Source organism: Pseudomonas putida, from assembly GCF_003228315.1.
In the GTDB taxonomy this organism is placed as follows: Bacteria; Pseudomonadota; Gammaproteobacteria; order Pseudomonadales; family Pseudomonadaceae; genus Aquipseudomonas; species Aquipseudomonas putida_S.
Genome location: NZ_CP029693.1, coordinates 2,366,837 through 2,391,503, shown reverse-complemented (window position 1 = coordinate 2,391,503; position 24,667 = coordinate 2,366,837). Strand labels below are relative to the sequence as shown.

Here is a 24,667-nt window from a genome sequence, read left to right as displayed (position 1 = left end):
CTGCAAGGTGAGTTGCCCCAACGTCCGGATTATTTAGTTCGCCACCGTTGCGACGTAGGCGGGATAGTCGGTATAGCCTTTGGTTGGGTTACCGTCGATGCCGTAAAACGTAGATCGATCTCCCTCAGCGATTGGCCAGCCATTTCGCATCCGTTCGACGAGGTCGGGGTTGGCAATGAAGGGGCGACCAAAGGCAATCAGATCCAGATCACCCGCCTGCAGAGCCGCCTCTGCCAGCTCCCGATCAAAGCCTCCTGCAGCAATCAGAGTGCCTTGATAAGCCTGGCGAAAACGAATGGCGAAACCCTCCGGAATAGCTTCTGCGCCAATCGTGAGTTGATCACTCAAATGCACGTACGCCAGGCCACGATCATTGAGTGCCGACGCCAGGCTCAGCCAGGTGTCGGTTTCTTCGGCATAGGGGTGCATGTCGAACATGCGACCAAACGGCGACAGGCGCACGCCTACCCGGGCACTGCCGATTTCGGCGGCCAAGGCATCCAGCGTTTCGAGCAGGAAACGTTGACGATTGGCGATGGAGCCGCCGTAAGCGTCCTGGCGGTCATTCAATGCGCCGTTAAGGAATTGTTCGAACAGATAGCCATTGGCGCCGTGCAATTCGATGCCATCAAACCCCGCGTCTATCGCTCGGCGCGCGGCGCTGACAAAGTCAGCGGTGACCCGATGTAACTCGGCCTCGCTCAATGCTCTGGAGGCGCTTGCTTGCACGGGGCCGGGCTTGTCTTTTTCAACCCACGCATAGGCGTTTGAGTTGGCGGCGACGCTGGCGACGGATGACACCGGCGCGCCATTGCCCGGTTGAATTGATACATGGGACACGCGCCCGACATGCCACAGCTGCGCGAAGATTCGTCCGTCTTTGGCGTGGACGGCCTCCGTCACACGGCGCCAAGCTTGAGCTTGTTGATCGGTATAGAGACCAGGGTTGAACAAGTAGCCACAACCTTCGCGGGAAATCGGAATGCCTTCGCTGATGATCAGGCCGGCAGAGGCGCGTTGGGAGTAGTAGAGAACAGTGTGTTCATCCGGAATGTCGGTAAGGGCTCTGCCCGGGTCATGGGGGCCATGACCACGCGGTTGGCCAACTCGGTGCCGGCCAGATCGTAGGATTTGAATAATGTGTTCATCTGAAACTCTGTGGGTGATGGTGAGGGAAGGCGGATCAGCAGGGCAGAACCATCCCGTTGCCAGGATCGCCGCCGCCGACATCGGGTTCCGGCCACACGACATCAAGACGGGTGCGGCTGATCAGCCATTGACCGTCCACACGCCGGTATTCGTCGGCATACAGGCCCAGGAGCAGCAACGGGTTCTCGCCCGCAGCCCTTTGGGTGGCGAAATCGATCAGGTAGCAACGACCTTCGGCGCGGTTCTCATCGAGGATCTCGATCCAGTGGTTCGACACCGCGTGAATGAACGGATACCCCCCGCGTTGCTGCACATCGAATGCCGAGAAGGCTTGGGTCAACCCGTTCTGGATGGCTTCACGACCCTTCCAGCAGCCGCGGTCGACCTGGCAAATGGCATCTTTGGTAAACAACTGTGCGAGTGCATCCATCCGGTTGGCGTCGAGGTGGTGGCAATAGCGCAGGCGCAGGTTTCTGATCGCTTCAAGCGTGAGCAGTCGGTTCAAATCGGCGTTCAAGGTGGCCTCGAGTGGCAGGTCATTTAAAGGTGAGGTCCACTCTAATTCAGCTTGAAAATTCTAAAAATCACTGAAGAATTTAATCAGTTGATCCTCCCGGGATAGAATCAAGTGTCTACCTCAGCGGAACCGGTTATGGATTCTTTTCAATTTGATGGCATCCCCGAATTTACACTCGCGGCTCAGCTGGGGAGTTTCACGGCGGCGGCATTGCAGCTGGGCGTCACCAGTTCCGCCGTGGGCAAGAGTGTGACCCGCCTGGAAAAGCGCCTGGGTATCAAGCTGCTGCATCGCACGACGCGCAAGCTGAGCCTGACCAGTGAAGGGGAGGCTTATCTGGCCAGTTGTCTGCAGGTGATGGATGAGCTTTCGGACATTGAAAGCCGTCTCTCTTCAGGGAGTGCCGAGCCAAGGGGGCGCCTGCGAATCGATCTTCCTGCCGCTTTTGGTCGACGACACATCGCGCCGATGCTGATTTCCCTGGCACGGAAATATTCGCAGCTTGATCTGACGCTGACCTTCGGTGAGCGGACGGTCGATATGATCAGCGATGGCATCGATCTGGCGGTTCGAATCGGAGATCTGAAGGATGATCCAGAGCTGGTGGCGCGCCGACTCGGTGACCAGCATCTGGTGATCTGCGCGGCGCCCGACTACTTGAATCAATGCCCACCGATTTTGCGCAAGTCCGATTTGCTGGAGCGCGACTGCATCATCGGCTGGCGCAAAGGGCTGCGCATGGCATGGTTGATGAAGAACTCAAAAGGCGGGACAGAAGAGCAGGAGGTACGAGTGCGGCATGAGTTTGGCGACGGTGAAATGATGTTGCGCGCGACGCTGGAGGGTTGCGGGCTTTGTCAGTTGCCGACATGGCTGGTTTCGGAACACCTGCGCAGCGGGGCATTGGTCACTGTCCTGGACAACTACGCAGGAGCAACAATGCCCATACACGTCATTTGGCCGCGTACGCGTTACATCCAGCCGAAAGTGAGGATTGTCGTCGATGCGTTGCTTAACATGGCAGAAGAAAAAGCAGCCCTGTTCGGCGTGTCTGACACCCTGCGCTTGTCGTAGTGTCAAGACGAGCGCAGGCAGCCGAGCACCGCACCGCGACAGAACCTTGCGCGGTATTTATCCCCCTCGCAGATGACGCTTCAGTCAGTCACACACCCCGGCGTTTTCTTCCCGGCAAAGCTATCCAGCAGGCTCGTCACCACCATTTCACCCATGCGCGTACGGGTCTGCAGCGTCGCGCTGGCACGGTGCGGCTGCAGTACCACTTGCTCATTGTCGAACAGTGCCTGGGGGACATTCGGTTCATCGACAAACACATCCAGCGCTGCGCCCGCGATTTCCCCGCTGGCGAGTGCCGCAACCAGATCGGTTTCGTTGACGAGTTTGCCTCGGGCCACGTTGATCAGGTATCCACCCTTGCCCAGGGCCTGCAGCACCCCGGCATCGATAATGGCTTCAGCCTTGTCAGCGGCGGCCGCGAGAATCAGTGCATCACTGTCGCGAGCCAATTGCTGGAGATCGGCGATGAACGTGTGGTTCACATCGCTCATTGGCTGCAGGTCGGTGTAGCTGATCGGGCAACCGAACGCCGCAGCACGGGTCGCCACCGCGCGGCCGACCCGGCCCATACCGACGATGCCGATGCGCATGCCGGAGACCTGACGAGCCAAGGGCAAGGGAGCCAACGGTGTCGCGCTGTGGGGCCACTGGCCCGAGCGTACATAACGATCACTGGTGCAAAGCCCACGGCAGACGGCAATCAATAACCCGATCGCCAGGTCGGCGACGTCTTCAGTCAGCGCACCGATGGTCGCGGTCACGCGGATCCCGCGATCCCTGGCATAAGCGAGGTCGACCGCATCGGTGCCAACCCCATTGACCGCCACCACTTCCAGATTGGGCAGTTGCGCCATGAGCGCCTGGCTGATCCCGGTGTGCCCACCCGTGATGACGCCGCGAATGTTGACGCCGTGTTCCTGCACATAAGCCGCTTTGTCGGCCTGCTCGAAATAACGTCTGATCGTAAACAGCTCATTGAGCCGAGCATTGATTTCAGGGATCAGGATCGGGCTGAGTTGCAAGACTTCTGGCTTCATATAAACCTCGCGTAACTGGATAAAAAGGCCGGCTCAACCGCGACCGGCAAAAGGCATGGCGGTGGCCATGACGGTCATGTTCAGGACGTTGGCCGACAGCGGCAGACCGGCGATGTAACGCACGGCATCGGCCACATGTTTGACGTCCACCATCGGCTCGACCGCGATGGTGCCATTGGCCTGGCGTACGCCTTTGGTCATGCGTACCGACATTTCGGTCAGGGCGTTGCCGATGTCGATCTGACTGCAGGCAATGTTGAACTCTCGCCCGTCCAGGGCCAGGGATTTGGTCAGCCCCAGCACCGCATGTTTGCTGGCGGTGTAGGCGCTGCTGAAGGGCCTTGGGGTATGGGCCGAAATCGAACCGTTGTTGATGATGCGACCGCCCTGTGGCTGTTGTCGGCGCATCAGGCCGAAAGCACCACGAGCGCAGAGGAATACGCCGTTGAGGTTGGTGTCGATCACGTTTCGCCACTGCTCGAATGTCAGTTCATCCAGCGGTACGGCAGGGGCATTGACCCCCGCGTTGTTGAACACGACATCCAGGCGGCCGTACACCTCGGCGATGGTTGCAAACAATGCATCGACACTGGCCGGGTCGCGTACATCGGTAGGTACCGCCAACGCCTCGCGGCCTTCAGTGGCTGCCAGATCGACCAATGCCTGCAAGGGTTCCGGACGGCGCCCGGCCAATACCAGCGTGTACCCGTCAGCCATCAGGCCGAGCGCCACGGCGCGACCGATTCCGCTACCGGCGCCTGTCACCAGGGCCACTTTCAAGGGATGGGTGTTGGACATGTTGTTATCTCCTTTTCTCAAATCGTCAGGGTGTGTGGCAGGCTCAAGGTCGCTGACTGACGCGCATTTCAAGTTGGCCGATGCCGTCGATTCCGGCGTTGATCAAGTCGCCAGGTTGAAGCAGGCCGACACCTGCCGGGCTACCGGTCATGATCAGATCTCCGGCTCTGAGTGGAACCGACTGGGAGATTCGGCTGATGATTTCGCTCACCGACCAGATCTGGCTGTCGAGGCTGGCGCGCTGGCGCTCCTGGCCGTTGACGTTCAGCCACAACTCGCCATCGGGATGCCCTGCACGGGTGATCGGGACGATGGCGGTCATCGGTGCGGCGCCGTCGAACACCTTGGCGCCTTCCCACGGCAAACCATTGCTCTTGGCCTCGCGCTGGACATCGCGTCGAGTCAGGTCAAGACCGGTTGCATAGCCCCAGACATAGGCCAACGCCTGGCTCTCGGGAATGTTGGCTCCGCCTTCACCGATAGCCACGACCAATTCGATTTCGTGGACGAACTCTTCGGTCATCGGCGGGAACGCCACTTCGCCGATGGCATCGACCACGCTACTGGCCGGTTTCATGAAGAACACTGGCGGCTGGCGGGACTGGCCTTGTGTGTCTGGCCAGGGGTAATTGCGACCGACGCAAAACACGCGGCCGACGGGAAAGCGTTGCTGGCTTCCGGCAACCGGTAGGGTTACAGGCAGGTCCGGGGTAAAGACGTACTCGGTCATGTTCATCCTGGTGATAGTCCTGATTGAAGCGTCAGCCTACGGCGGCAATCTTTGTTGGAGTTGGACGAAAGCCGCCTCGTGTTGGAGAAATACGGTTTTCTTGATTCAGCGCGTCTTGAGTTCGATGCGGTACAAGCGACCCAGCAGCAGTGAATAGGACAGGGTGCCAATCAGAGCCACGCCGCCAATGAACCAGAAGGCCCAGGCAAACGAGCCCGTCGTGTGAACGATCGCGCCAATCACAATCGGCGTAACGATGCCGCCAATGTTGGCTGCCAGGCTGGTAATCCCGCCGGTCAGTCCAATCAGTTCCTTGGGCGCCACTTCTGACACCGCCGCCCACGAGGACGAGGCGATACCCTGGGCAAAGAAGGCAATGCTCAGCACGGCAATGCAGATCTCATTCGAATCGGTGAAATTCACAAGGACGATCGACATCCCCAACATCGATCCGACGACCAGCGGCAACTTGCGAGCGAAGGACATTGAATAGCCCCGGCGTATCAGCAAGTCGGAGATGATGCCGGCGAGCAAAATGCCGACCGTCGCACCCACGAATGGCAGCACGGCAAAGATCCCGGCCTTGATCATGGTCAGGTGACGCTCCTCGATCAGATAGGTAGGGAACCAGGTGAGAAAGAAATACAGTGCCGAAGTGCTGGCGAACTTGCCGATGCAGATCGCCCAGATTTGCCGATAACTGAACAGCTCGGCGATTTGCCGCCAGTTGAAGCGTGTGCGTTCCTGGCTGCTCTTGACCAGTCCACCGCCGGCTTCGATGTACTTCAGTTCCTCCTTGCTGACTTTCTTGCAGTTGAGCGGATCGCGGTACACGCACAGCCATACCACGCCGAAAACAATGCCGAGTGCTCCGGTGCTGTAGAAAACATGGCGCCAGTCATAGGTGGTGGCCAGCCATAGGAGCGCGCCGGTAAACAGTGCAGTTCCCAAATACTGGCCGCAGACGTAGATGCTGCTGGCCAAGCCCCGTTCGCGCGCAGGGAACCACACGGTCACCGCACGGCTGTTGGCCGGAAACGCCGGCGCTTCCATTGCACCGACGGCCAGGCGTAGCCCGAACAGTGAAGCGAACCCCGTGGCCAAGCCTTGGCACACGGTGACGGTCGACCAACTGATCAGTGACACCCCATAGGTGAACCGGGAGCCGAAGCGGTCGGCAATGAATCCTGCCGGCACCAAAGCGAGCGCGTAAGTCCAGGCAAAGGCGGAAAAAATCAGGCCCATTTCGATTTTGTCCAGGCCCAGGTCCTTGGCCAGGAACGGTGCCGCAATCGAAATGTTGACCCGGTCGATGTAGTTGATGATCGTCGCTATCAGCAACAGTGACAGCATGAACCAGCGCCGGCGTGATGGCAGTCGTTGAGGTAAAACGGCATCCCGCGCGCCGGCAATCGTCGACGTTGCGGTGGTCTGGGAGGTATGGGCATTCGACATGAATAGACCTCGTTATTGTTAGTAGAGTCGAGATGTTTTCGAGCAGCCGAAGCCGTTGCTCTCGATGTCGGAGCAAGCATTCGCTACTGAAATGGGAGGCGCAGGTGGCCGATATCAGACGTTCAAATACGTCTTGCAGGGGGCGTGGGGGAGAAGTCGCTTGGGTCGGGGGGCAACAAGGAGAGATTCAGATTCATGACGTGCGCACCTTTGATTGTTTTTGATAGAGGTTGGCTGCATTGGTAGTCACAGTGGTCGTACAACTATGCAAAATCAATCCTGGTGTTAGATCATTTTTTCCGATGGACACCGCGTTTGATAAACCTGTCCAAAAAAAATGAATCTCAAAAATCCTCGTTTTTTCCTTCGCTTAATTTCCAATGCATTGTTTTAAATAGAAAAATTTTGTTTGTGTGCGATACGCTTTTTGGACAGGTGATCTCTCTGACCGGGATCCACTTGGTTTCTGCTCAGACTCTAGTCATCGTATGACATCTTGTAAATCTGTCGGTTGTGCCTTCAAAATCATCGATGTCGCTTGCAGCTTCGTGGTGCGCGACCACCTACCCATGTGCCTGCCGAGGATCCCCGGGAGATGTCGTCACCCAATCGAGTACCCACCTATGTCATGCAGCAACGCAGCGAACTGACAGACTTTTACATCCGCGACAAAACGGGACGCAGCGCCGAAACCAGTCCGCATCGCCACGAATATTTCCAGATCCAGGTCAACCTCGGTGGCGATACTGTGCAGCACATCGGCAATGTCGTGCGTCCGTTTCCACGCAATACCCTGGCCTTCATCCTGCCGCATCGGGTGCATGTGATTCCGCATCCGGCGCAGAGCAATTTCATGGTGATCAATTTTTCCCAGACCTTTCTGCTTCCGCATTTGCAATGCGACCCGATGGATCTGGAAGAGGTCTCGATTTTGTTGGCGCCGGAGCTGTCACCGTTTCGCTTTCAGGAGCATCTGGATTTCATTCTGGGCGATGAGGACTTCGCCAAGGTTTGTGCCTTGATTGAACAGATGCGGGCTCTTGATGAGAACCGCCAGTTTGGCACCCGCGAGATGCTCAAAGGCTTGTTGTTGCAGTTGGTGGGCAGCGTCTGTGCCTTGCATGCCGAGCCGCTCAAGCGGTTGGCCGAGGAGAATGCCGCCGAAGTCAGCCGACGCGACGCGTTGGGTCGCATGTCCGAATACTTGCGCAAAAATATCGCCGACCCGGATCTGAGCCTGATAAAAGTGGCTGCTGCGACTTACCTGTCTCCGACGTATCTGACGCACTGGTTGCGCAAGGAAATCGGCAAGACCTTCACCGAACTGGTGCTCGAACGCAGGATGCACGCGGCGCGCAATTACTTGCTCAATGGAACACGACCCGTGGGAGAGGTGGCAAGGTTGTGTGGTTTTGCTGACGAAGCTTACTTCTCCCGACGTTTTCGGCAGATACACGGCCAGCCACCCGGACAGTTCAGGCGCCAGCAACTCAATCCCGACACGCCACAATCACCCTCCAATACGTGATCGATAGCCATCGCGGATCCTCGACCATGAGAGGAGCGCAGCACCACGCAGAAAAAGCAAAGCCCCGAAGGTTCGCGGCTCCGGGGCTTCTATTTTCGCCTCCATCCCTTAATGTCTGGCGAACGTGGCGCGAAGATTAGCAGTGATGTACCAGCGCATCACTGCTGCGATAGGTGGATTGTGTTCCGTTGGCACGATGCCGTAGAGAGGGCGCAAGCTATCTGAAACCATTGCGATCCATTGGGGGTTGCCGGGCCGATCCGAAGCGTTCATCGCATCGTATTTGACCAAACGCCTGGCAGGGCTACAGTCCAGTTGTTTGTAAGCACGACGCAATAAGGGCCGGACCTGTCAGGCGTTAATCAGCAACGGCTGTCGTCACGCAGGTTCATCAGCGACGGGGCAGAGAAAGAGCATTCCTCATGATCAAACACCTTCAAATAATGGCATTCGTTTCTATCTTCGCGATCGTTGCGGGGTGCCAAACGGATCAATCGACTTCCGCCTCTAGTGCGAAGGCTGCGAAGGCTGCAAACGCTCAGATGGATCAGGACGCAAAGGCGGCGTTAAAGAGTTTATATAGCAGTACGCCGCAAGCGCGTGTCCTGGCGCAAAAAGCCAAGGGTATCCTCGTTTTCCCGGAAGTGCTGAAAGCGGGTCTCATCGTCGGCGCACATCATGGCGAAGGCGAATTGATCGAGAACGGCAAAGTCACGGGATACTTCTCGACCACTGCCGCCTCATACGGTCTTCAGGCGGGCGCGCAGAAATTTGGCTACGTGATGTTCTTCATGACCTATTCAGCGATGAACGATCTGAAAAGTGTTAATGGCTTCGAGGTCGGCGTGGGCCCAAGCATCGTGGTCGTAGATTCAGGCGTGGCCAAGTCGCTGACTACTTCAACGGCACAGTCTGATGTTTATGCGTTCATCTTTGATCAAAAGGGCTTGATGGCCGGGCTGGGGCTACAGGGTTCAAAAATTACCAGGCTCGATCGTTGAGCCCGTCGGCTGGTCGCTTCAGCTGGAGGCTCGAGCGATAGCTGGCGACCCAAAGCTGCCGGTCACATGATCACGAAACACGGGGCGATTCATTTATCTGCGTGGCTTGTCTTGCCGTTCTGACTCCAATCACCTGCGCACCTGACCGCAAGGCCGATGCTGTTTGCGGTGCGCTTTGTATCAGGGGAGCAGCTATCCTGAGAGGCAACCTCATCAGGCTGGAGTGTTTCCATGGGTTCGATCTTGTACGACGTTATCGCCTTCGTCATTTTTGCTCTGGACATCTGGGCGATCATCAATGTGGTGAAAAGCAATGCAGAAACCGTGAAGAAAGTTCTATGGGTGGCGCTGGTCGCATTTCTCCCGGTAGTCGGCCTGATTATCTGGGCACTGGCCGGCCCACGCAGTAACGCTCGTTAGTAACCCCATCGATATCCTCCTCGCCGGGTAGGTGGGCGGCACAAGACGCCGCCCACATGACCCCTCAGACCTGCTGCTGACCACCATCGACAAACAGTTCGATGCCGTTGACGAAGCTGGCGTCATCCGATGCCAGGAACAATGCGGCGCTGGCGATTTCCTCGGCTTCGCCGACGCGGCCCATGGGGATGAGCGAGGCCAGGTAGTCCAGCAACCCTTGTTGCTGGGCGGCATCCGGGCCGGCCAGATCGACCAGGCCCGGGGTGCGGGTTGCGCCGGGGCTGATGGTGTTGATCCGCACCTGACGATCCTTCAGATCGAGAATCCAGTTACGAGCAAAGGAACGCACGGCGGCCTTGGACGCGGCATAGACACTGAACGCCGCGGTGCCTGCACTGCCGGCGGTGGAACCGGTGAGGATTACTGAAGCCTTTTTAGCCAACAGCGGCAGAGCTTTTTGTACGGTGAACAGAACGCCTTTGACGTTGCGGTCGAAGGTGTCGTCGTAGTGCTGTTCGCTGATTTCGCCCAGCGGGACCATTGAGCCGCCACCGGCGTTGGCGAAGAGCACGTCGATGCGACCGTGGGCAGCACCGATCTGGCTGTACAGCGCGTCCAGCTGGTCAAGCTTGGTGGAGTCGACCCGAACGCCGGTGGCGTTGCCGACGGTTGCTACGGCCGCGTCGAGTTCAGCCTGGCGCCGGCCAGTGATATAGACGTGAGCACCTTCCTCGGCGAAGCGTTTGGCGGTGGCCAGGCCGATGCCAGTGGTACCGCCGGTGACCAGTGCGATTTTGCCTTCGAGTTTGTTAGCCATGATGTTTCTCCAGTTTTGATTGAAGTGTTGCCAGTGGTTGAGTTGCGGTGTGGGAGAAGCTTATCGACGGCCGATTGTTTTCAAAATAGAATTGTCTGCAATAAATCGTTGCAGAAATGAAATGAGCAGACTTCCGGATTTCGAAGGGTTGGCGATGTTTGCCAAGGTTGCAGAAGAAGGTTCGTTCGCGGCGGCTGCGCGGGTCATGGGGGTCTCTGTGCCCACCGTGTCGCGTGCCGTCGCTCGACTCGAAGAGCGCTTGGGCGGCCGATTGTTCAACCGCACCTCCCGGCAACTGGCGCTGACCGAGTTTGGCGCGAGCATGGTCGCCAAGGCGGGTGAGATTTATCGGCAAGCCGAAGAGGTGGAGAGCGAAGCCCAGGAGTTATCCGTAGAGCCCCGGGGCCAGGTGCGCCTGGCGGTGCCGATGTCTTTCGGCCTGCGTTGGGTCGCGCCGCTGATGCCGCAATTGATGCGTCAGTATCCCGAGTTGTCGATAGACCTTCACCTGTCCGATGCCTCGGTCGACCTCATTGCAGAGGGCTTCGACGCGGCCTTGCGGATCGCGGTATTGCCCGACTCGTCGCTGGTGGCTCGGCGGATATGCGCGGTCACCCAATACCTTGTGGCTTCCCCTGGCTACCTGGAGGAGCACGGACATCCCAGCCATCCTCGTGAGCTGGCAGCCCGCCGTTGCCTCAGCTATGCGTATCGGTCACGCAGCCAGGTCTGGCGCTTTACCCATGACGACGGCACTGAAGAAGACGTCGTCCCCAACGGCCCGCTGCGGGTGACCAACGCAGACGCCCTGTTACCGGCCTTGCTGGATGGGGTGGCCATTGCCGAACTTCCCGAGTTCATTGCCAGCGAATACTTGGCGGATGGGCGGCTGGTCGCCTTGTTGCCGCAGTGGCACATGATGCGTGGCGGGCTTTATTTCGTGACCCCGTCGGCCCGCACGCGTCCCGTGAAGATCAAGGCGCTGTCTGATTTCTTCGTCAGGCACCTGGCAGAACCGCAATGGCGATGGTCATGACGAGGTGATTCGAAAAAGGCAGCAGCTTTCGTACGAACAGACCAGCCCTGCTGCCTTCGAACTACTCCATGACCGGCGCAGGCTCTTCACTGGCCTGCATCTTCGGCGGCTTGATGATCAGCAACAGCGGCATGACCGCCAGTGACAGCACCATCAACAGCTTGAAGTCATCGATGTAGGCGATCCAGCTCGCCTGCACCGTGACCATCGCGTCGAGCGTTGCGCGCCCGGAGGCGAGCATCGGGTCCAGGTAGCTCTTGATCGGCCAGGCCTCGAAGGCCCGGTTGAAGGGGGTGATGTACGCGCCGATCTGCTCATGGTTGGCCTGGATGTTCTGGGTCAGCAGCACCGTCACGATGGAAATGCCGACGCTGGAGCCGACGTTGCGCGAGAGGCTGTAAAGCCCGGTGCCTTCGGCGCGCAGGGAGGCGGGCAGGGTGGCGAAGGCCACGGTGGTCAGGGGCACGAACAGCAGGCCCAGGCTGGTGCCTTGAATGAAGCCGGCATAGATGACGGTTTGCATCGACACATCCGGTGTCCAGCCGGTCATCAGCCACATCGACAGCGCCGACAATCCCAGGCCCGTCAGCAGCAACAGACGGGTATCGACTTTGCCCAGCAATCGCCCGGCAAGGAACATGGTCAACATCGTTCCCAGCCCGCGCGGGCCCATGACCATGCCGGCGGTGAGCACCGGATAGCCCATCAGGGTTTGCAGGTAAGGGGTCATCAAGGCCAGCGAGGCCAGGTAGGTGATGCCGACGATGAAAATGAAGATCACGCTGATCGAAAAGTTTCGATCCTTGAACAGTTTGGGGCTGATGAAGGGGGCGTCGCTGGTGAAGGTGTGGACCAAAAACACATACAGCGCGGCACCGGCGACGATGGCTTCGATGAGGATTTCACCGGAGGCGAACCAGCCCAGTTGCTCGCCGCGGTCGAGGAACAATTGCAGGGCCATGATGCCCACGCTCAGTGAGCCAAAGCCCAGCCAGTCAAGGCGCGACTGGGTGTCAGTCGTGGTTTCACTGACGTAGTAGATGATCCCGGCCAGCGCCAGCAGGCCAATGGGCAGGTTGATGAAGAACACCCAGCGCCAGCTGAAATTCTCGGTCAGCCAGCCGCCGAGCATCGGGCCCAGCACCGGACCGACCATGACCGACACCCCGAACAGCGCCATGGCCGAGCCGCGCTCCTTGAGGCTGTAGATATCCAGCAGGATGCCCTGGGACAACGGCACCAGGGCAGCGCCCGCAAGGCCTTGTAGCAAGCGGGCGAGGATGATTTCTTCCAGCGACTGCGCCAAACCGCACAGCATCGAGGAGACGACGAAGCCGATAATGGCCCAGATCAACACGCGCTTGCGCCCGAAGCGCCGGGCCAGGAAAGCCGAGGGTGGGGTCATGACGGCGGCGGCGACAATGTACGACGTCAGAACCCAGTTGATCTGGTCCGAGCTGGCCGAGATGCTGCCCTGCATGTAGGGCAGGGCGACGTTGGCGATGGTGGTGTCGAGCGCTTGCATGATCACCGCCAGCACCACGCAGGCGGTGATCATCCCGCGATGCGCCACCGATTCTGTCGCCGGCTCGTTACTCATGGGCGGTGGTCTTGCCGGCCAGCAACCCCGAGAACGGCAGGCCACGGGCCGCGCCGGTATCGATCTGCGTTTGCACACTCATGCCGGTGCGCAGCGGCGGTTTGTCATGGGCATCGTCGATGCTGATGCGCACGGGGATCCGTTGCACCACCTTGACCCAGTTGCCCGTGGTGTTTTGCGCCGGCAGCAGCGAGAAACTCGAACCCGAGGCCGGGCTGATGCTCTCGACGGTGCCGTGCCACTCGACACCGGGGTAAGTGTCGACGCTGATCTTCACCGGTTGACCGGGCAGCAGGTGAGTCAACTCGGTTTCCTTGGGCGATGCGGCAACCCACAGGTGATCGTCCGACACCAGGCTGATACCCGACTGTGGCGGTTGCAGGTAGGAGCCGACCTGCAGCGAGTCGACGTTGGTCACGATCCCGTCGAACGAGGCCCGGACCACGGAGTTGTCGAGGTTGCGTTGTGCTTCGTCGACGGCGGCCTGGGCCTGCAGATAGGCAGACTGCCGTTCGACCGGGGTGTCGATGTTCCCACCCAGCTGCGCCAGAACCATTTGCGCGGTGGCCTTGGCCACGGCGATTTTTTGCCGGGTGCTGTCCAGTGCGTGCTTGGCGTCGTCGTAATTGGTTTTCGACACCGCCGAAACGCTGAGCAGGGTTTGCTGGCGCTGGAAACCGGTCTGGTAGTACGCCAGATCGATCTGCGCCTGATCGATCTCCGCCAGCGCCTGACTGTAATTGGCCTTGAGGTTGAGGATCTGATTGCGCACGTTGCCCAGCTGCGCCTGGGCACTGGCCAACGCAATCCGGAAAGGCTCGGGCTTGAGGGTGAACAGCACCTGACCTTTGCTGACGCGCTGATTGTCTTTGACATCGACGGTCGCGACCAGGCCCGAAACGTCGGTCGAAACGCCCACGTGATCGGCCTGGATGTAGGCATTGTCGGTGGAAATGATTTGTCCGCCGGTGACATACAGGTAACCGCCGACCAGCAGCGCGATGGGCAGCAAGGCAAAGAGTGCCATGCGCAGTTGCTGGCGTTTCGGGCGGGCAGGGGATGCAGGGCTTTGCCCGTTGCCGGTCTGCGCGAGGTCGGGTTGACGGGGCTCGGTCGAGGCAGGGGTTTCCAGTCTTGGCGCCGCCGGCTTCACCGGGGCAGGAGACTTGAGACGTTGATCAGTCATGACGACGTTACTCCTCGTCGACGGGAAGGTTGCACGCCTGGATCAGGTTGGACCTCATCCGCTTCATCATCTGCAGCAGCAGTTGCTGCTCTTCTTCAGAAAATCCATCCGTGGCTTCCAGCCGGGTGGCCTTGCCCATCTCACGCATGAGCTGCAACAGCGGGTGGGCCTGCTCCGTCAAAAACAGCAGCGACAGGCGCCGATCCGTGGGATGACGACGGCGCTCCACCAGCCCGCGCTCGGCCATCTTGTCCAGCAGGCGCACGAGGGTGATCGACTCCAGCTCCAGCAAATCCGCGAGGCCTTTTTGATGGATGCCTTCATGGTTCGAGAGCATCGCCAGCACCTGCCACTGCGAGCGGGTCAGGCCCACATGCCGCGCCCGTTGTTCGAAGCGTTTACGCATCAGCCGGGCGCTGTCGTGCAGGGCAAAGCCCAGGGTCAATGTGTCAGTCATGTCAGAGCCAATTGCCGGATAGTTAGCTCATGATAGTTTAGCTTGTGATTAGTGAGCTATCTAAATCTGGAAATATTCTGAAAGACTTGATTATAAATCCTCCTAATACTCTGAATAACAAATAGAAAATTGACTAATCATGGCCTCGGGCCGAAAAATCCTCCCCAGACCGGCGCCGCCAGAGCGCCCGGATTTTCCGTTTCTCTCCTGCCAGAAAAACAATTCAAGGAGCCCGACCCATGAAGCCTCAAGCTTCGTCCCAGCCGCGCCGTGCGGCAGCCGCTGCCTTTATCGGCACGATGATCGAGTGGTACGACTTTTACATCTACGCCACCGCCGCCGCGCTGGTGTTCGGTGCGCTGTTCTTTCCCTCCGACGATCCGCTGTTCAGCACCATGGCCGCGTTCGGCACCTTCGCCGTGGGCTTTTTTGCGCGACCACTGGGCGGGATTGTCTTCGGCCACATCGGCGACCGCATCGGGCGCAAGAAGTCATTGATCATCACGCTGCTGATGATGGGCGTGGTCACCGTCTGCATCGGTTTGCTGCCGACCTACGCGCAAATCGGCGTCGTGGCCCCGGTGCTGTTGATCCTGCTGCGCGTCGTCCAGGGCATCGCCGTCGGTGGCGAGTGGGGCGGGGCGGTGTTGATGGCCGGCGAGCACGCGCCGAAAGGCCGACGCAATTTCTTCGCCTCGTTCGCGCAACTGGGCAGCCCGGCCGGTTTGATCCTGTCGCTGCTGGCCTTCAGCGCCGTTACCCGTTTGCCGGAAGAAGACCTGATGAGCTGGGGCTGGCGCTTGCCGTTTCTCGCCAGTTCCCTGTTGTTGCTGGTGGGCCTGGCAATTCGCCTGGGGGTCAATGAGTCGCCGGAATTTCTCGCCAGCCGCGAGCAGGCCAGCAAAAAGCTGCGCAAGGAACAGGCGCCGGTCATGGAAGTGTTGCGCACTGCATGGCGTCCGTTGCTGCTGTGCATCGGCGCCAACACCCTGGGCATCGCCGGCGTCTATTTCACCAACACCTTCATGATCGCCTACACCACCCAGCAACTGGCACTGCCGCGTTCGCTGATCCTCGAATGCCTGTTCTTCGTTGCCATCATCCAGTTCTGCATCCAGCCGCTGGCGGCGTGGATCGCCGAGAAAATCGGCGCGACCCGTTTCCTGTGCCTGGTGTCACTGCTGGCCATGGCTTCGCCGTACCCGATGTTCGTGCTGGTGAGCTCGGCCCAGGCGCCGCTGATCATCCTCGGCATTGCCCTGGCGGTGGTGTGCATGGCGTCGTTCTATGCGGTGATCGCCGGCTACGTCAGCGGCATGTTCGAGACCCGGGTGCGCTACACCGCGATCTCCCTGGCGTATCAGATTTGCGGCGCGGTGGCCGGTGGTTTGACACCGCTGATCGGCACGATGCTCGCGCATAAATTCGCCGGGCAGTGGTGGCCGATGGCGGTGTTCTACAGCCTGATCGCCGCGACCTCACTTGTCTGCGTCCTGTCCCTTGCCCGTCGCCATGCCAACGCCGAACGCGTCGAACTGGCCCGTGCCTGAACCGCAATTTCCTGGAGAAACCCATGTTGAAGATTAATGGCGAACGCCTCTGGGCGAGCCTGATGGCCATGGCCGAAATCGGCGCCACCGCTCGTGGTGGCAGCTGCCGCCTGGCCCTCAGCGATGAAGACAAGGCCGGTCGTGAACTGTTTGCCCACTGGTGCCGCGAAGCCGGCATGACCCTGAGCGTGGATGCCATCGGCAACCTGTTCGCCCGCCGCGCCGGCACCGATCCGGACGCCGCGCCGGTGATGATGGGCAGCCACCTCGACACCCAGCCCGAAGGCGGACGCTTCGATGGCGTTTACGGTGTGCTCGCCGGCCTGGAAGTGGTGCGCTGCCTCAACGACCTGGGCATCCAGACCCGCAAGCCGCTGGAAGTGGCGGTGTGGACCAACGAAGAAGGCGCGCGCTTCACCCCGGCGATGTTCGGCTCGGCGGTGTTCACCGGGATCATGGATCTGGACGCGGCGCTGGCGGTGCGGGATGTGAACGGCATCAGTGTCGCCGACGAATTGCAGCGCACCGGTTATGCCGGCGAGCGTCCGCTGGGCGGCGCGGTGGATGCCTATTTCGAGGCGCACATCGAACAGGGGCCGATCCTGGAAGACAACGCCAAGAGCATCGGCGTGGTCAGCGGCGGCCAGGCGATCCGCTGGCTCGACGTGCGGGTCGAGGGCATGGCCGCCCACGCCGGTACCACGCCGATGCCGCTGCGCAAGGATGCCCTGTATGGCGTGGCGCGGATGATCCAGGCCATCGAAGGCCTGGCGGCGGATTTCGCCCCCGAAGGTCTGACCACCGTGGGCGAACTGAGCATCAACAAGTCCTCGCGCAACACCATTCCGGGGCTGGTGAACTTCACCGTCGACCTGCGCCATCACCGCGACGACGCCATCGCGGCCATGGAAGAACAGGTGCGTGCGCGACTGCAGGCGATTGCCGATGGTCGCGGCTTGAACCTGACCATCACCCCGCACTGGATCAGCCCGGCCACACCGTTCGATCCTGAATGTGTGGCGGCGGTGCAGCAGGCGGTGGACGGGCTCGGCTACGCTCAACAATCGATCGTCAGCGGCGCCGGGCATGACGCGATCCTCCTGGCGCGGTACTGCCCGACGGCCATGGTGTTCATCCCCTGTGTGGGCGGCCTGAGCCATAACGAAGCCGAAGACGTGCTGCCCGAAGACGTGCGCCAGGGCACCGATGTGCTGCTCAACGCCGTACTGGCCCGCGCCTCAAGAGTTGAGTAACCACTCCCCCCTGTAGGAGCGAGCCTGCTCGCGATGAGGCCGTGTCAGTCGACATCAATAGTGTTTGACACGCCGCTTTCGCGAGCAGGCTCGCTCCTACAGGGGAATAGCGCTCTGTTTTGAGATCGAAGTTAACTGACAGGTACTCCCCCCATGCGCAGTTTTTTCCACCCCGAACAATTGCTCCATCACCCACGCAGCTACTACTCCCGCGGCCAGATGCGCACCCCCCAGGAAGTGCCGGAACGCGCACAACGCCTGGTGCAAGCGTCCCATTCCTTGGGCTTCACCGTAGAGCAACCCGCCGATGCCGGGCTCGATCCGCTGCTGGCCGTTCACGGCGGCCCCTACCTGGCCTTCCTGCAGGAAGCCCACCAGCGCTGGAAAGAAATCCCCGAAGACTGGGGCGACGAGGTGATGTCGAACATCTTCGTGCGCGAACCCAACGCCCTGCGCGGCATCCTCGCCCAGGCCGCGCGCTATCTTGCCGACGGCAGCTGCCCGGTAGGCGAACAGACCTGGCGTTCGGCCTATTGGTCGGCGCAGAGCGCAATCGCCGGCGCCAAGGCTTTATTGGATGGCGAACCCGCCGCCTATGCCCTGTGCCGCCCACCGGGTCACCACGCCCGGGCCGAAGCGGCGGGGGGCTTCTGCTATGTGAACAACGCGGCGGTGGCGGCGCAGGTGCTGCGCGACAAATTCGCCAAGGTGGCGGTGCTGGACACCGACATGCACCACGGCCAGGGCATCCAGGAAATTTTCTACGACCGCGATGACGTGCTCTACGTCTCGGTGCACGGCGATCCGACCAACTTCTATCCGGGGGTCGCCGGCTTCAACGATGAGCGCGGCGTCGGCGCGGGCGAGGGCTTCAACCTCAACCTGCCGATGGCCCATGGAGCCAGCGAGGCGGATTTCCTCGGGCAACTGGATATTGCCTTGCAGGCCGTGACCGACTTCGGCGCCGAGGTGCTGGTGCTGTCCCTGGGTTTCGACATTTATGAACTGGACCCGCAGAGCAAGGTGGCGGTGACCCGCGAAGGCTTCGCCACGCTCGGCGAGCGGATCCGCAGCCTCGGCTTGCCGTGCCTGATCGTGCAGGAGGGCGGGTATCACCTGGAGAGCCTGGAGGACAATGCGCGGGCGTTTTTTGTGAATCCCGAGGTGTGGCAGCGCTGATTTCGATGTTGCCTGTGACGACGCCATCGCGGGCAAGCCTTGCTCCCACAGGGGCGAGGTTGAATGCAACTGTGTGACCCACTCCATACTGTGGGAGCAAAGCTTGCTCGCGATGAACGATGACACGGTCCATCTGCCGGAACACAAGCGCCGTAAGGCACTTGCCATCGCCCTGACGTTAACGTAAACATGGCTCCACAGCGCCGACATAAAAAGTAACGGCGCAGGGCGGACGACCCGGAGCGCTTGATGACGCTAATAAAAACAAACTCCCCCAAATTGCACCGCGAAGCCCGGCTGGCCCGGGAAAAGCTGCACCAGGAAGGCGAAGTGCCGGACGGCGTGCTGCGCGCGGAAATCGATGCTTCGTGGCGACGCAGCCTCAGCCACGGCGTGCATTTCAATGCCAAGCACGAGCTGGCGCTGGAATCGGGCGCCAGTCTGGATGTGCTGCTGGCGAGCAACCGCCTGCTGATCGACGCCGCGTTGCCCTCCATCGATTACCTGGCCGAACGCCAGGGCAAGGAAGGGCTGATCATCCTCGCCAACTCCGACGCCACCATCCTCGCCGTCGAAGGCCGCGCCGACCGCCTCAAGGGCAGCGGCCTGCAAGACATCACCCTCGGTGCCTGCTGGAGCGAAGCCGTGCGCGGCACCAACGCCCTGGGCACCGCGCTGGTGGAAGCCCGGCCGACCTTGATCGATTGCGGCGAACATTACCTGGATCGCCTCAGTGATTTTTCCTGCACTTCGGTGCCGATCCACTGCCCGCAGGGCGAGATCCTCGGCGTACTCGACCTGACCCGCGAAGGCCCGCTGGGTCGCGCCCATGACAGCACCGCGCTGCTGGCCATGGCGGTCAGCCAGATCGAAAGCCGGGTGTTCAACGCCAGCTACCCGGACGAAATCGTCCTCGCCTTCCACAGCCGTCGCCAATACCTCGAATCCCCGTGGCAGGGCCTGCTGGCGGTCAGCCTCGGCGGGCAGATCCTCGCGGTCAGTGCCCAGGCCTGCCAGTTGTTGCACGCCGAACGCTCGGCGCTGGTTGGCCGGCGTTGCGAAGAGTTTCTCGGGGTCGATGGCCTGCAATTGCTGGCACGCCTGCATCAGGGCGGCGCCGGCAGTCTTCAGACCGCCAAGGGCGAGTTCTTCTACAAGACCCTGCGCGCGCCGCAGCGAACCCTCAACGTCGGGACGCCAGTGCGCACCCCGGCCAAACCCGCCAAGGCAGCACAACCGGACCTCGAATCCCTGGCTGGCAGCAACGAACGTTATGCCCGTGCATTGCGCATGGCCCGCCAGGGCCTCGCCAACCAGCTGCCGGTGTTGCTGCTGGGGGAAACCGGCACCGGCAAGGAAGTCATCGCCCGGGCCCTGCACATGGCCGGCAGTCGCTGCGACAAACCCTTCGTCGCGGTGAACTGCGCGGCGATCCCCGAAGGCCTGATCGAGTCCGAACTGTTCGGCTACCGCGAAGGCGCGTTCACCGGTTCGCGCCGGGGCGGCATGGTCGGCCGTCTGCAACAGGCCCACGGCGGCACGCTGTTCCTCGATGAAATCGGCGACATGCCGCTGGCCCTGCAAGCCCGGCTGTTGCGGGTGTTGCAGGACCGCAAGGTGGCGCCGCTGGGCGCCGGCGAAGAACAGGACATCGACGTCGCGCTGATCTGCGCCACCCACCGCGACCTCAAGCGTCTGGTGGAGGAAAAACACTTTCGCGAAGACCTGTTCTACCGCGTCAACGGCATCAGCGTGATGCTGCCGGCCCTGCGTGAGCGCGAGGATTTCCCGGCGCTGGTCGGCCGTCTGTTGGCCCGGCTGGATGCGCCGTCGGTGGTGCTGCATGACGACCTCGGCCGCCTGCTCGGCAACTACCACTGGCCGGGCAACATCCGCCAGCTGGAGATGGTCCTGCGCACGGCACTGGCCATGCGCGAACCGGGGGAAACCGTGCTGACACTGGATCACTTGCCCGACAGCATGCTCGACGAGCTGACCGCCACTGAGCGTCCCCAGGCTGGAAGCATCCGCGAAAACGAGCTGGAGATGATTCGCCAGTCTCTGGACAACCATCAGGGCAACGTCTCGGCCGCCGCCGACGCCCTGGGCATCAGTCGCGCGACCCTGTATCGCAAGCTCAAACAGTTGCGCTCGTGATGCGCCGCCTGATCGTTCGGCTGATCGACAGCCAGAACCCCGACGCCCTGCAAGCGTCGCTGCACTGGCTCTACAGTTTTGTGCGGCCCCATCGGCTGGCGATTGCCGGGTTGCTCGGGCTGTCGGTCTGCGCCTCGGCGCTGGTGCTGGTGCAACCGTGGCTGACCAAGCTGCTGATCGACGATGGCCTGCTGGCGCGCAATTTCCCGATGCTGGTGCTGATCGCCGGGTTGATGATCGTCGCCGGGCTGCTGGGCACGGCGCTGTCGGGGATCAACCGCTACCTGCACACGCGCCTGTCCGGGCGCATGCTGTTTGCCTTGCGCGACGACCTCTACCGGCACTTGCAGACCCTGTCGCCGAGCTTCTACGGCCAGCGACGTATCGGCGATTTGATGTCGCGCCTGGATGGCGACGTCGCGGAGATCCAGCGCTTTGCCGTGGACTCGCTGTTCTCGGCGGTGTCCAGCGTGATCGGCCTGGTGGTGGCGGTGGCGATGCTGCTGACCCTGTCCTGGAAACTCTCGCTGCTGGCGCTGGTGCTGATTCCCCTCGATGTGCTCTGGCTGCGCTGGATGCGGCGCAAGGTCGAGCGCGATGTGCGGCAGTTGCGCGAGCGCTCGGCGGACATGTCGTCGTTCATGGTCGAGACGCTGCCAGTGATGAAATTCATCCAGTCCGCCGGCCAGCAACAGCGCGAAGCGCAACGGCTTGAGCGATTGGGCCAGGGCTACATGAGCCAGTTGCTGCGCCTGCAAGTCACCGAGTTTTTCACCCAGGCCGTGCCGGGCACCCTGACGTCGTTGTCCCGGGCCTGTGCCTTTCTCATCGGCGGTTACTGGGTGGTGCAGGGCACCTGGCAACTGGGCGCGCTGATCGCGTTTTCCACCTATCTGGGCATGGCGGTCGGGCCAGTGCAGAGCCTGCTCGGGCTCTATGTGGCGATCCAGCGCATGACTGTCAGCCTGGGTCGGGTGATGGAGTTGCGTGGCGAACAGCCGACCGTGCTCACCCCCGATTCGCCCAAGCCGATGCCTGCCTCGGGTGAGCTGCGCTTCGACGATGTGCACTTCAGCCATCCCGGTCGTTCGACCACCCTGCGCGGCATCGAGGCGCGGATTCCCTACGGATTGAAAGTCGCCCTGAGCGGCGGCTCCGGCGTCGGCAAGTCGACCCTGATCGACCTGCTGCAACGCCACCACGACCCGCAGTCCGGACGGGTGCTGTTGGGTGAAGTGGATGTGCGCGAACTGGACCTGTTCCAGCTGCGTCGGCGCATCGCCGTGGTCAGCCAGGACATCGTGCTGTTTCGCGGCAGCCTCGCCGACAACTTGGCCTACGCGGTGCCGGATGCCAGCCGCGAAGCGATCACCGAAGTGGCGCGCCTGGCGCAACTCGACAGCCTGATCGCCTCTTTGCCCGAAGGCCTCGACAGCCCGCTGGGCGAGCGTGGCCAGCAGTTGTCCGGCGGGCAGAAACAACGCATCGCCATTGCTCGCGCGCTGTTGCAAGACCCGTTGATTCTGGTGCTCGACGAAGCCACCTCGGCGGTGGATGAAGCCACCGAGCGCGAAGTGATCGAGGCCATCGACCGCCTGTTTGCCGGGCGCACGCGGATCCTCATCAGTCATCGCCCTTCGACCCTGGCCGATGCCGACCTGCGTTTTGAATTGCTCGACGGCGTGCTGATTTCGAAAACGGTGCTGCATGAAGCCTGAGTTACTTATTGGCGTGGTGGACAGCGGCCACTCGGCGGCGCAGCGGGTGCAGGTGATCGCCGGGCGGCGCTTCTCGCTGGTGGAAGACGGCCTTGCCGAAAGCGACCTGCGCGACGATCCGCTGGGCCACGGCAGCGCGGTGATCGAAGCCATCAGCCGTCGCGCGCCCTCGGCGCTGTTTTGCGTGGCGCAGGTGTTCGACCAGCGTGGCGTCACCAGTGCGTTGCAGATCGCCTCGGCGATTGACTGGCTGGTGGTGCAGGATGTGCGTTTGATCAATTTGAGCATTGGTCTGCGGCAGGATCGCAGCCTGTTGCGTGCCGCTTGTGCGGCGGCAGTGGAGCGCGGTGTCTTGCTCTGCGCATCGAGCCCGGCCCAGGGCGAAGGCGTGTACCCGGCGAATTATCCACAGGTGCTGCGTGTCACCGGCGATGCGCGCTGCGCTGAACTCGAATGGTCGTGGCTCAACAGCGCCCAGGCGGATTTCGCCGCTTGTGTGCATGGCACCTATCCGGGGCAGTCCGGGGCCAGCCTCGGGTGTGCTGCGTTGAGCGGACACATCGCCGCGTTTCTGGTGGAGCAGCCCGAGGCGAGCAACGAACAGGTCATCGAATACCTGCGGCATCACGCTCGCTACCGTGGCCCTGAACGGCGCTTCGGGCCATGACCACGATTGTGATTCTTGGCGCCGGGCCGGCGGGCGCGGCGGTGGCATTGGGGCTGCGACGGCTTGGTTATGCGGTCACGCTGGTCAGCGAGTGGCGCCGGTTCGCCGCGCTGGAAGGCGTGTCCCAACGAGTGTTGGAGGCATTGCGCGGGGCCGGTTTGCAGCAGGCGCTGGCTCAAGCGTTGTTGCCGTCTCAACGGCAGGTCAACTGGAACGGCCAGCAGCATGCGCAGAATGTCGAATATCTGCTGGATCGTCCGACTTTCGATCGTGGCTTGCGCGAAGCGTTAAGCGTGGCAGGCGTGGAGCTGATCGAAGGCCGGGTGCTTTCGGTGCAGGCCTGTGAAACCGGACATCGCATCGAGATCGACGGGCGTCCGGTGCTGGTCGCGGATTTTCTGGTGGAAGCCCGTGGTCGTCAGGCGCCGGCCCTCGGCAAAGGTCTGCGCGGACCAGAAACGGTCAGCCTGCTCAATCGCTGGCAAGGCCCGCCGGGCACCACCGCCAGCGCCGTGGAAAGCCTCGAAGACGGCTGGGCGTGGATGGCGCGCCGGGCCGACGGCCAGTGCTACTGGCAATGGACGGTGGACGTGGCCAGCGCCGAATTGCCGGGCAAGGCGCAGTTACTCGACTACTGTCGTCAACGCCGTCAGGCATCGGCGCTCGCCCAGGATTTTTTCGCTGGCGAGTCTGAAGTCGACCTGCAACTGCACGCCCGTAGCAGCACCGCAATCCTCAGCCCGCAGGTGTGCGGGGATAACTGGATTCGGGTGGGTGACGCGGCGATGGCGGTGGACCCGTTGTCGGGCAACGGCATCTTTCAATCGCTGTCTTCGGCGTTGCAGGCGCCGACGGTGATCAACACCTTGCTGCACAAACCCGAGCGGGCGGCGCTGGCCCAGAGATTCCACCGGCAGCGGGTGGAGCAGTTGTTTTTGCGGTTTGCGCGCATTGGTCGGGATTTTTATGCCGATGAACAACGCTGGCTTGATCAGCCGTTCTGGCAGGCGCGGCGGCAATGGCCGGATGGCGCAGCGGCCCATGCCGAGGCGGATTTCGATGCGCTGCGCATCGAGCGGGCGCCGGTATTGCGTGACGGGTTTGTCGATGAGGCCGAGGTGGTGATCACGGCGGATCAGCCGTTGGGGATCTGGCATGTGCAGGGGGTGGAGCTGGCGCCGTTGGTGCGGCGGTTGATGTGCCGTGAGCCGGCGGAGCAGGTGTTCGCAGGGTTGACGGTGGAGCAAGGGCGGATGGTTCGTAGTTGGTTGTTGGGGCAGGGGTACAAGCCTTGACAGTTGCGGTGACAGTGCCGACCTCATCGCGGGCAAGCCTTGC

General features: G+C 61.4%; 21 protein-coding genes and 1 pseudogene. 12 read left to right on the top strand and 10 right to left on the bottom strand.

Annotated elements, in window-relative coordinates:
- Positions 1 to 33: 33 nt before the first annotated feature.
- Positions 34 to 1,148 (bottom strand): annotated as a pseudogene (locus DKY63_RS10880) (alkene reductase).
- A 35-nt stretch (positions 1,149 to 1,183) separates the two neighbouring features.
- Positions 1,184 to 1,666 (bottom strand): nuclear transport factor 2 family protein, encoded by a 483-nt coding sequence (locus DKY63_RS10875; protein WP_110964096.1) that lies wholly within the window; start codon positions 1,664 to 1,666, stop codon positions 1,184 to 1,186.
- 135 nt (positions 1,667 to 1,801) lie between these two features.
- Between DKY63_RS10875 and DKY63_RS10870 the strand changes: the two genes are divergently transcribed.
- Positions 1,802 to 2,740 carry a LysR substrate-binding domain-containing protein gene (locus tag DKY63_RS10870; RefSeq protein WP_110964095.1) on the top strand — a complete coding sequence of 313 codons (939 nt, stop codon included), beginning with the start codon at positions 1,802 to 1,804 and terminating at the stop codon, positions 2,738 to 2,740.
- Between the two features lie 80 nt (positions 2,741 to 2,820).
- Here DKY63_RS10870 and DKY63_RS10865 read toward each other — a convergent pair whose 3' ends face one another.
- The 4 genes from DKY63_RS10865 to DKY63_RS10850 form a co-directional block, all read right to left on the bottom strand.
- A complete protein-coding gene (locus tag DKY63_RS10865; protein WP_110964094.1) occupies positions 2,821 to 3,777 on the bottom strand; it encodes a 2-hydroxyacid dehydrogenase in 957 nt (318 codons plus the stop codon).
- Positions 3,778 to 3,810: 33 nt separating this feature from the next.
- Positions 3,811 to 4,575, bottom strand: a complete 765-nt coding sequence (locus tag DKY63_RS10860) for an SDR family oxidoreductase (RefSeq protein ID WP_110964093.1) — start codon at positions 4,573 to 4,575, stop codon at positions 3,811 to 3,813.
- 43 nt (positions 4,576 to 4,618) lie between these two features.
- Positions 4,619 to 5,311, bottom strand: coding sequence for a fumarylacetoacetate hydrolase family protein (locus tag DKY63_RS10855; protein WP_110964092.1), 693 nt, complete (start codon positions 5,309 to 5,311; stop codon positions 4,619 to 4,621).
- Between the two features lie 99 nt (positions 5,312 to 5,410).
- The gene (locus DKY63_RS10850) at positions 5,411 to 6,760 is read right to left on the bottom strand and encodes an MFS transporter (protein ID WP_110964091.1); all 1,350 of its coding nucleotides are present in this window, start codon (positions 6,758 to 6,760) and stop codon (positions 5,411 to 5,413) included.
- A gap of 595 nt (positions 6,761 to 7,355) precedes the next feature.
- Between DKY63_RS10850 and DKY63_RS10845 the strand changes: the two genes are divergently transcribed.
- From DKY63_RS10845 to DKY63_RS10835, 3 genes are all read left to right on the top strand, one after another.
- Positions 7,356 to 8,288, top strand: coding sequence for a helix-turn-helix transcriptional regulator (locus tag DKY63_RS10845; RefSeq protein ID WP_110964090.1), 933 nt, complete (start codon positions 7,356 to 7,358; stop codon positions 8,286 to 8,288).
- 422 nt (positions 8,289 to 8,710) lie between these two features.
- Positions 8,711 to 9,289, top strand: a complete 579-nt coding sequence (locus tag DKY63_RS10840; RefSeq protein WP_110964089.1) for a YSC84-related protein — start codon at positions 8,711 to 8,713, stop codon at positions 9,287 to 9,289.
- Positions 9,290 to 9,520: 231 nt separating this feature from the next.
- Entirely contained in the window at positions 9,521 to 9,709 is a 189-nt protein-coding gene (locus DKY63_RS10835) for a PLD nuclease N-terminal domain-containing protein (protein ID WP_110964088.1), read from the top strand.
- A gap of 64 nt (positions 9,710 to 9,773) precedes the next feature.
- Here the strand turns inward: DKY63_RS10835 and DKY63_RS10830 are convergent, their stop codons facing one another.
- A complete protein-coding gene (locus tag DKY63_RS10830) occupies positions 9,774 to 10,526 on the bottom strand; it encodes an SDR family NAD(P)-dependent oxidoreductase (RefSeq protein WP_110964087.1) in 753 nt (250 codons plus the stop codon).
- Positions 10,527 to 10,647: 121 nt separating this feature from the next.
- Here DKY63_RS10830 and DKY63_RS10825 point away from each other — a divergent pair, with 121 nt between their 5' ends.
- A complete protein-coding gene (locus tag DKY63_RS10825) occupies positions 10,648 to 11,562 on the top strand; it encodes a LysR family transcriptional regulator (RefSeq protein ID WP_110964086.1) in 915 nt (304 codons plus the stop codon).
- Between the two features lie 61 nt (positions 11,563 to 11,623).
- On the opposite strand, the gene DKY63_RS10820 is transcribed toward DKY63_RS10825, so the two are convergent.
- The 3 genes from DKY63_RS10820 to DKY63_RS10810 are packed head-to-tail and all read right to left on the bottom strand — an operon-like array spanning position 11,624 to position 14,805.
- The gene (locus DKY63_RS10820; RefSeq protein ID WP_110964085.1) at positions 11,624 to 13,162 is read right to left on the bottom strand and encodes a DHA2 family efflux MFS transporter permease subunit; all 1,539 of its coding nucleotides are present in this window, start codon (positions 13,160 to 13,162) and stop codon (positions 11,624 to 11,626) included.
- Complete coding sequence (locus DKY63_RS10815; RefSeq protein ID WP_110964084.1) at positions 13,155 to 14,348, bottom strand: HlyD family secretion protein; 1,194 nt, start codon at positions 14,346 to 14,348, stop codon at positions 13,155 to 13,157. The genes DKY63_RS10820 and DKY63_RS10815 overlap by 8 nt, the downstream gene beginning before the upstream one ends.
- A gap of 7 nt (positions 14,349 to 14,355) precedes the next feature.
- Positions 14,356 to 14,805, bottom strand: a complete 450-nt coding sequence (locus DKY63_RS10810; protein WP_110964083.1) for a MarR family winged helix-turn-helix transcriptional regulator — start codon at positions 14,803 to 14,805, stop codon at positions 14,356 to 14,358.
- Positions 14,806 to 15,044: 239 nt separating this feature from the next.
- Between DKY63_RS10810 and DKY63_RS10805 the strand changes: the two genes are divergently transcribed.
- The 7 genes from DKY63_RS10805 (at position 15,045) to qhpG (ending at position 24,624) form a co-directional block, all read left to right on the top strand.
- Positions 15,045 to 16,355 carry an MFS transporter gene (locus DKY63_RS10805; RefSeq protein ID WP_110964082.1) on the top strand — a complete coding sequence of 437 codons (1,311 nt, stop codon included), beginning with the start codon at positions 15,045 to 15,047 and terminating at the stop codon, positions 16,353 to 16,355.
- A gap of 23 nt (positions 16,356 to 16,378) precedes the next feature.
- On the top strand, positions 16,379 to 17,608 hold the full coding sequence (locus DKY63_RS10800; protein WP_110964081.1) for a Zn-dependent hydrolase: 1,230 nt from the start codon (positions 16,379 to 16,381) through the stop codon (positions 17,606 to 17,608).
- 153 nt (positions 17,609 to 17,761) lie between these two features.
- The gene (locus DKY63_RS10795; protein WP_110964080.1) at positions 17,762 to 18,787 is read left to right on the top strand and encodes a histone deacetylase family protein; all 1,026 of its coding nucleotides are present in this window, start codon (positions 17,762 to 17,764) and stop codon (positions 18,785 to 18,787) included.
- 249 nt (positions 18,788 to 19,036) lie between these two features.
- Positions 19,037 to 20,944, top strand: coding sequence for a sigma-54-dependent Fis family transcriptional regulator (locus tag DKY63_RS10790; protein ID WP_110964079.1), 1,908 nt, complete (start codon positions 19,037 to 19,039; stop codon positions 20,942 to 20,944).
- Positions 20,944 to 22,662 (top strand): ABC transporter ATP-binding protein, encoded by a 1,719-nt coding sequence (locus DKY63_RS10785; protein WP_110964078.1) that lies wholly within the window; start codon positions 20,944 to 20,946, stop codon positions 22,660 to 22,662. Before DKY63_RS10790 ends, DKY63_RS10785 begins: the two co-directional genes overlap by 1 nt.
- The gene (qhpE, locus tag DKY63_RS10780) at positions 22,652 to 23,329 is read left to right on the top strand and encodes a subtilisin-like serine protease QhpE (RefSeq protein WP_110964077.1); all 678 of its coding nucleotides are present in this window, start codon (positions 22,652 to 22,654) and stop codon (positions 23,327 to 23,329) included. The genes DKY63_RS10785 and qhpE overlap by 11 nt, the downstream gene beginning before the upstream one ends.
- Positions 23,326 to 24,624 carry a flavin-dependent monooxygenase QhpG gene (gene qhpG, locus DKY63_RS10775; RefSeq protein WP_110964076.1) on the top strand — a complete coding sequence of 433 codons (1,299 nt, stop codon included), beginning with the start codon at positions 23,326 to 23,328 and terminating at the stop codon, positions 24,622 to 24,624. The genes qhpE and qhpG overlap by 4 nt, the downstream gene beginning before the upstream one ends.
- Positions 24,625 to 24,667: the final 43 nt, after the last annotated feature.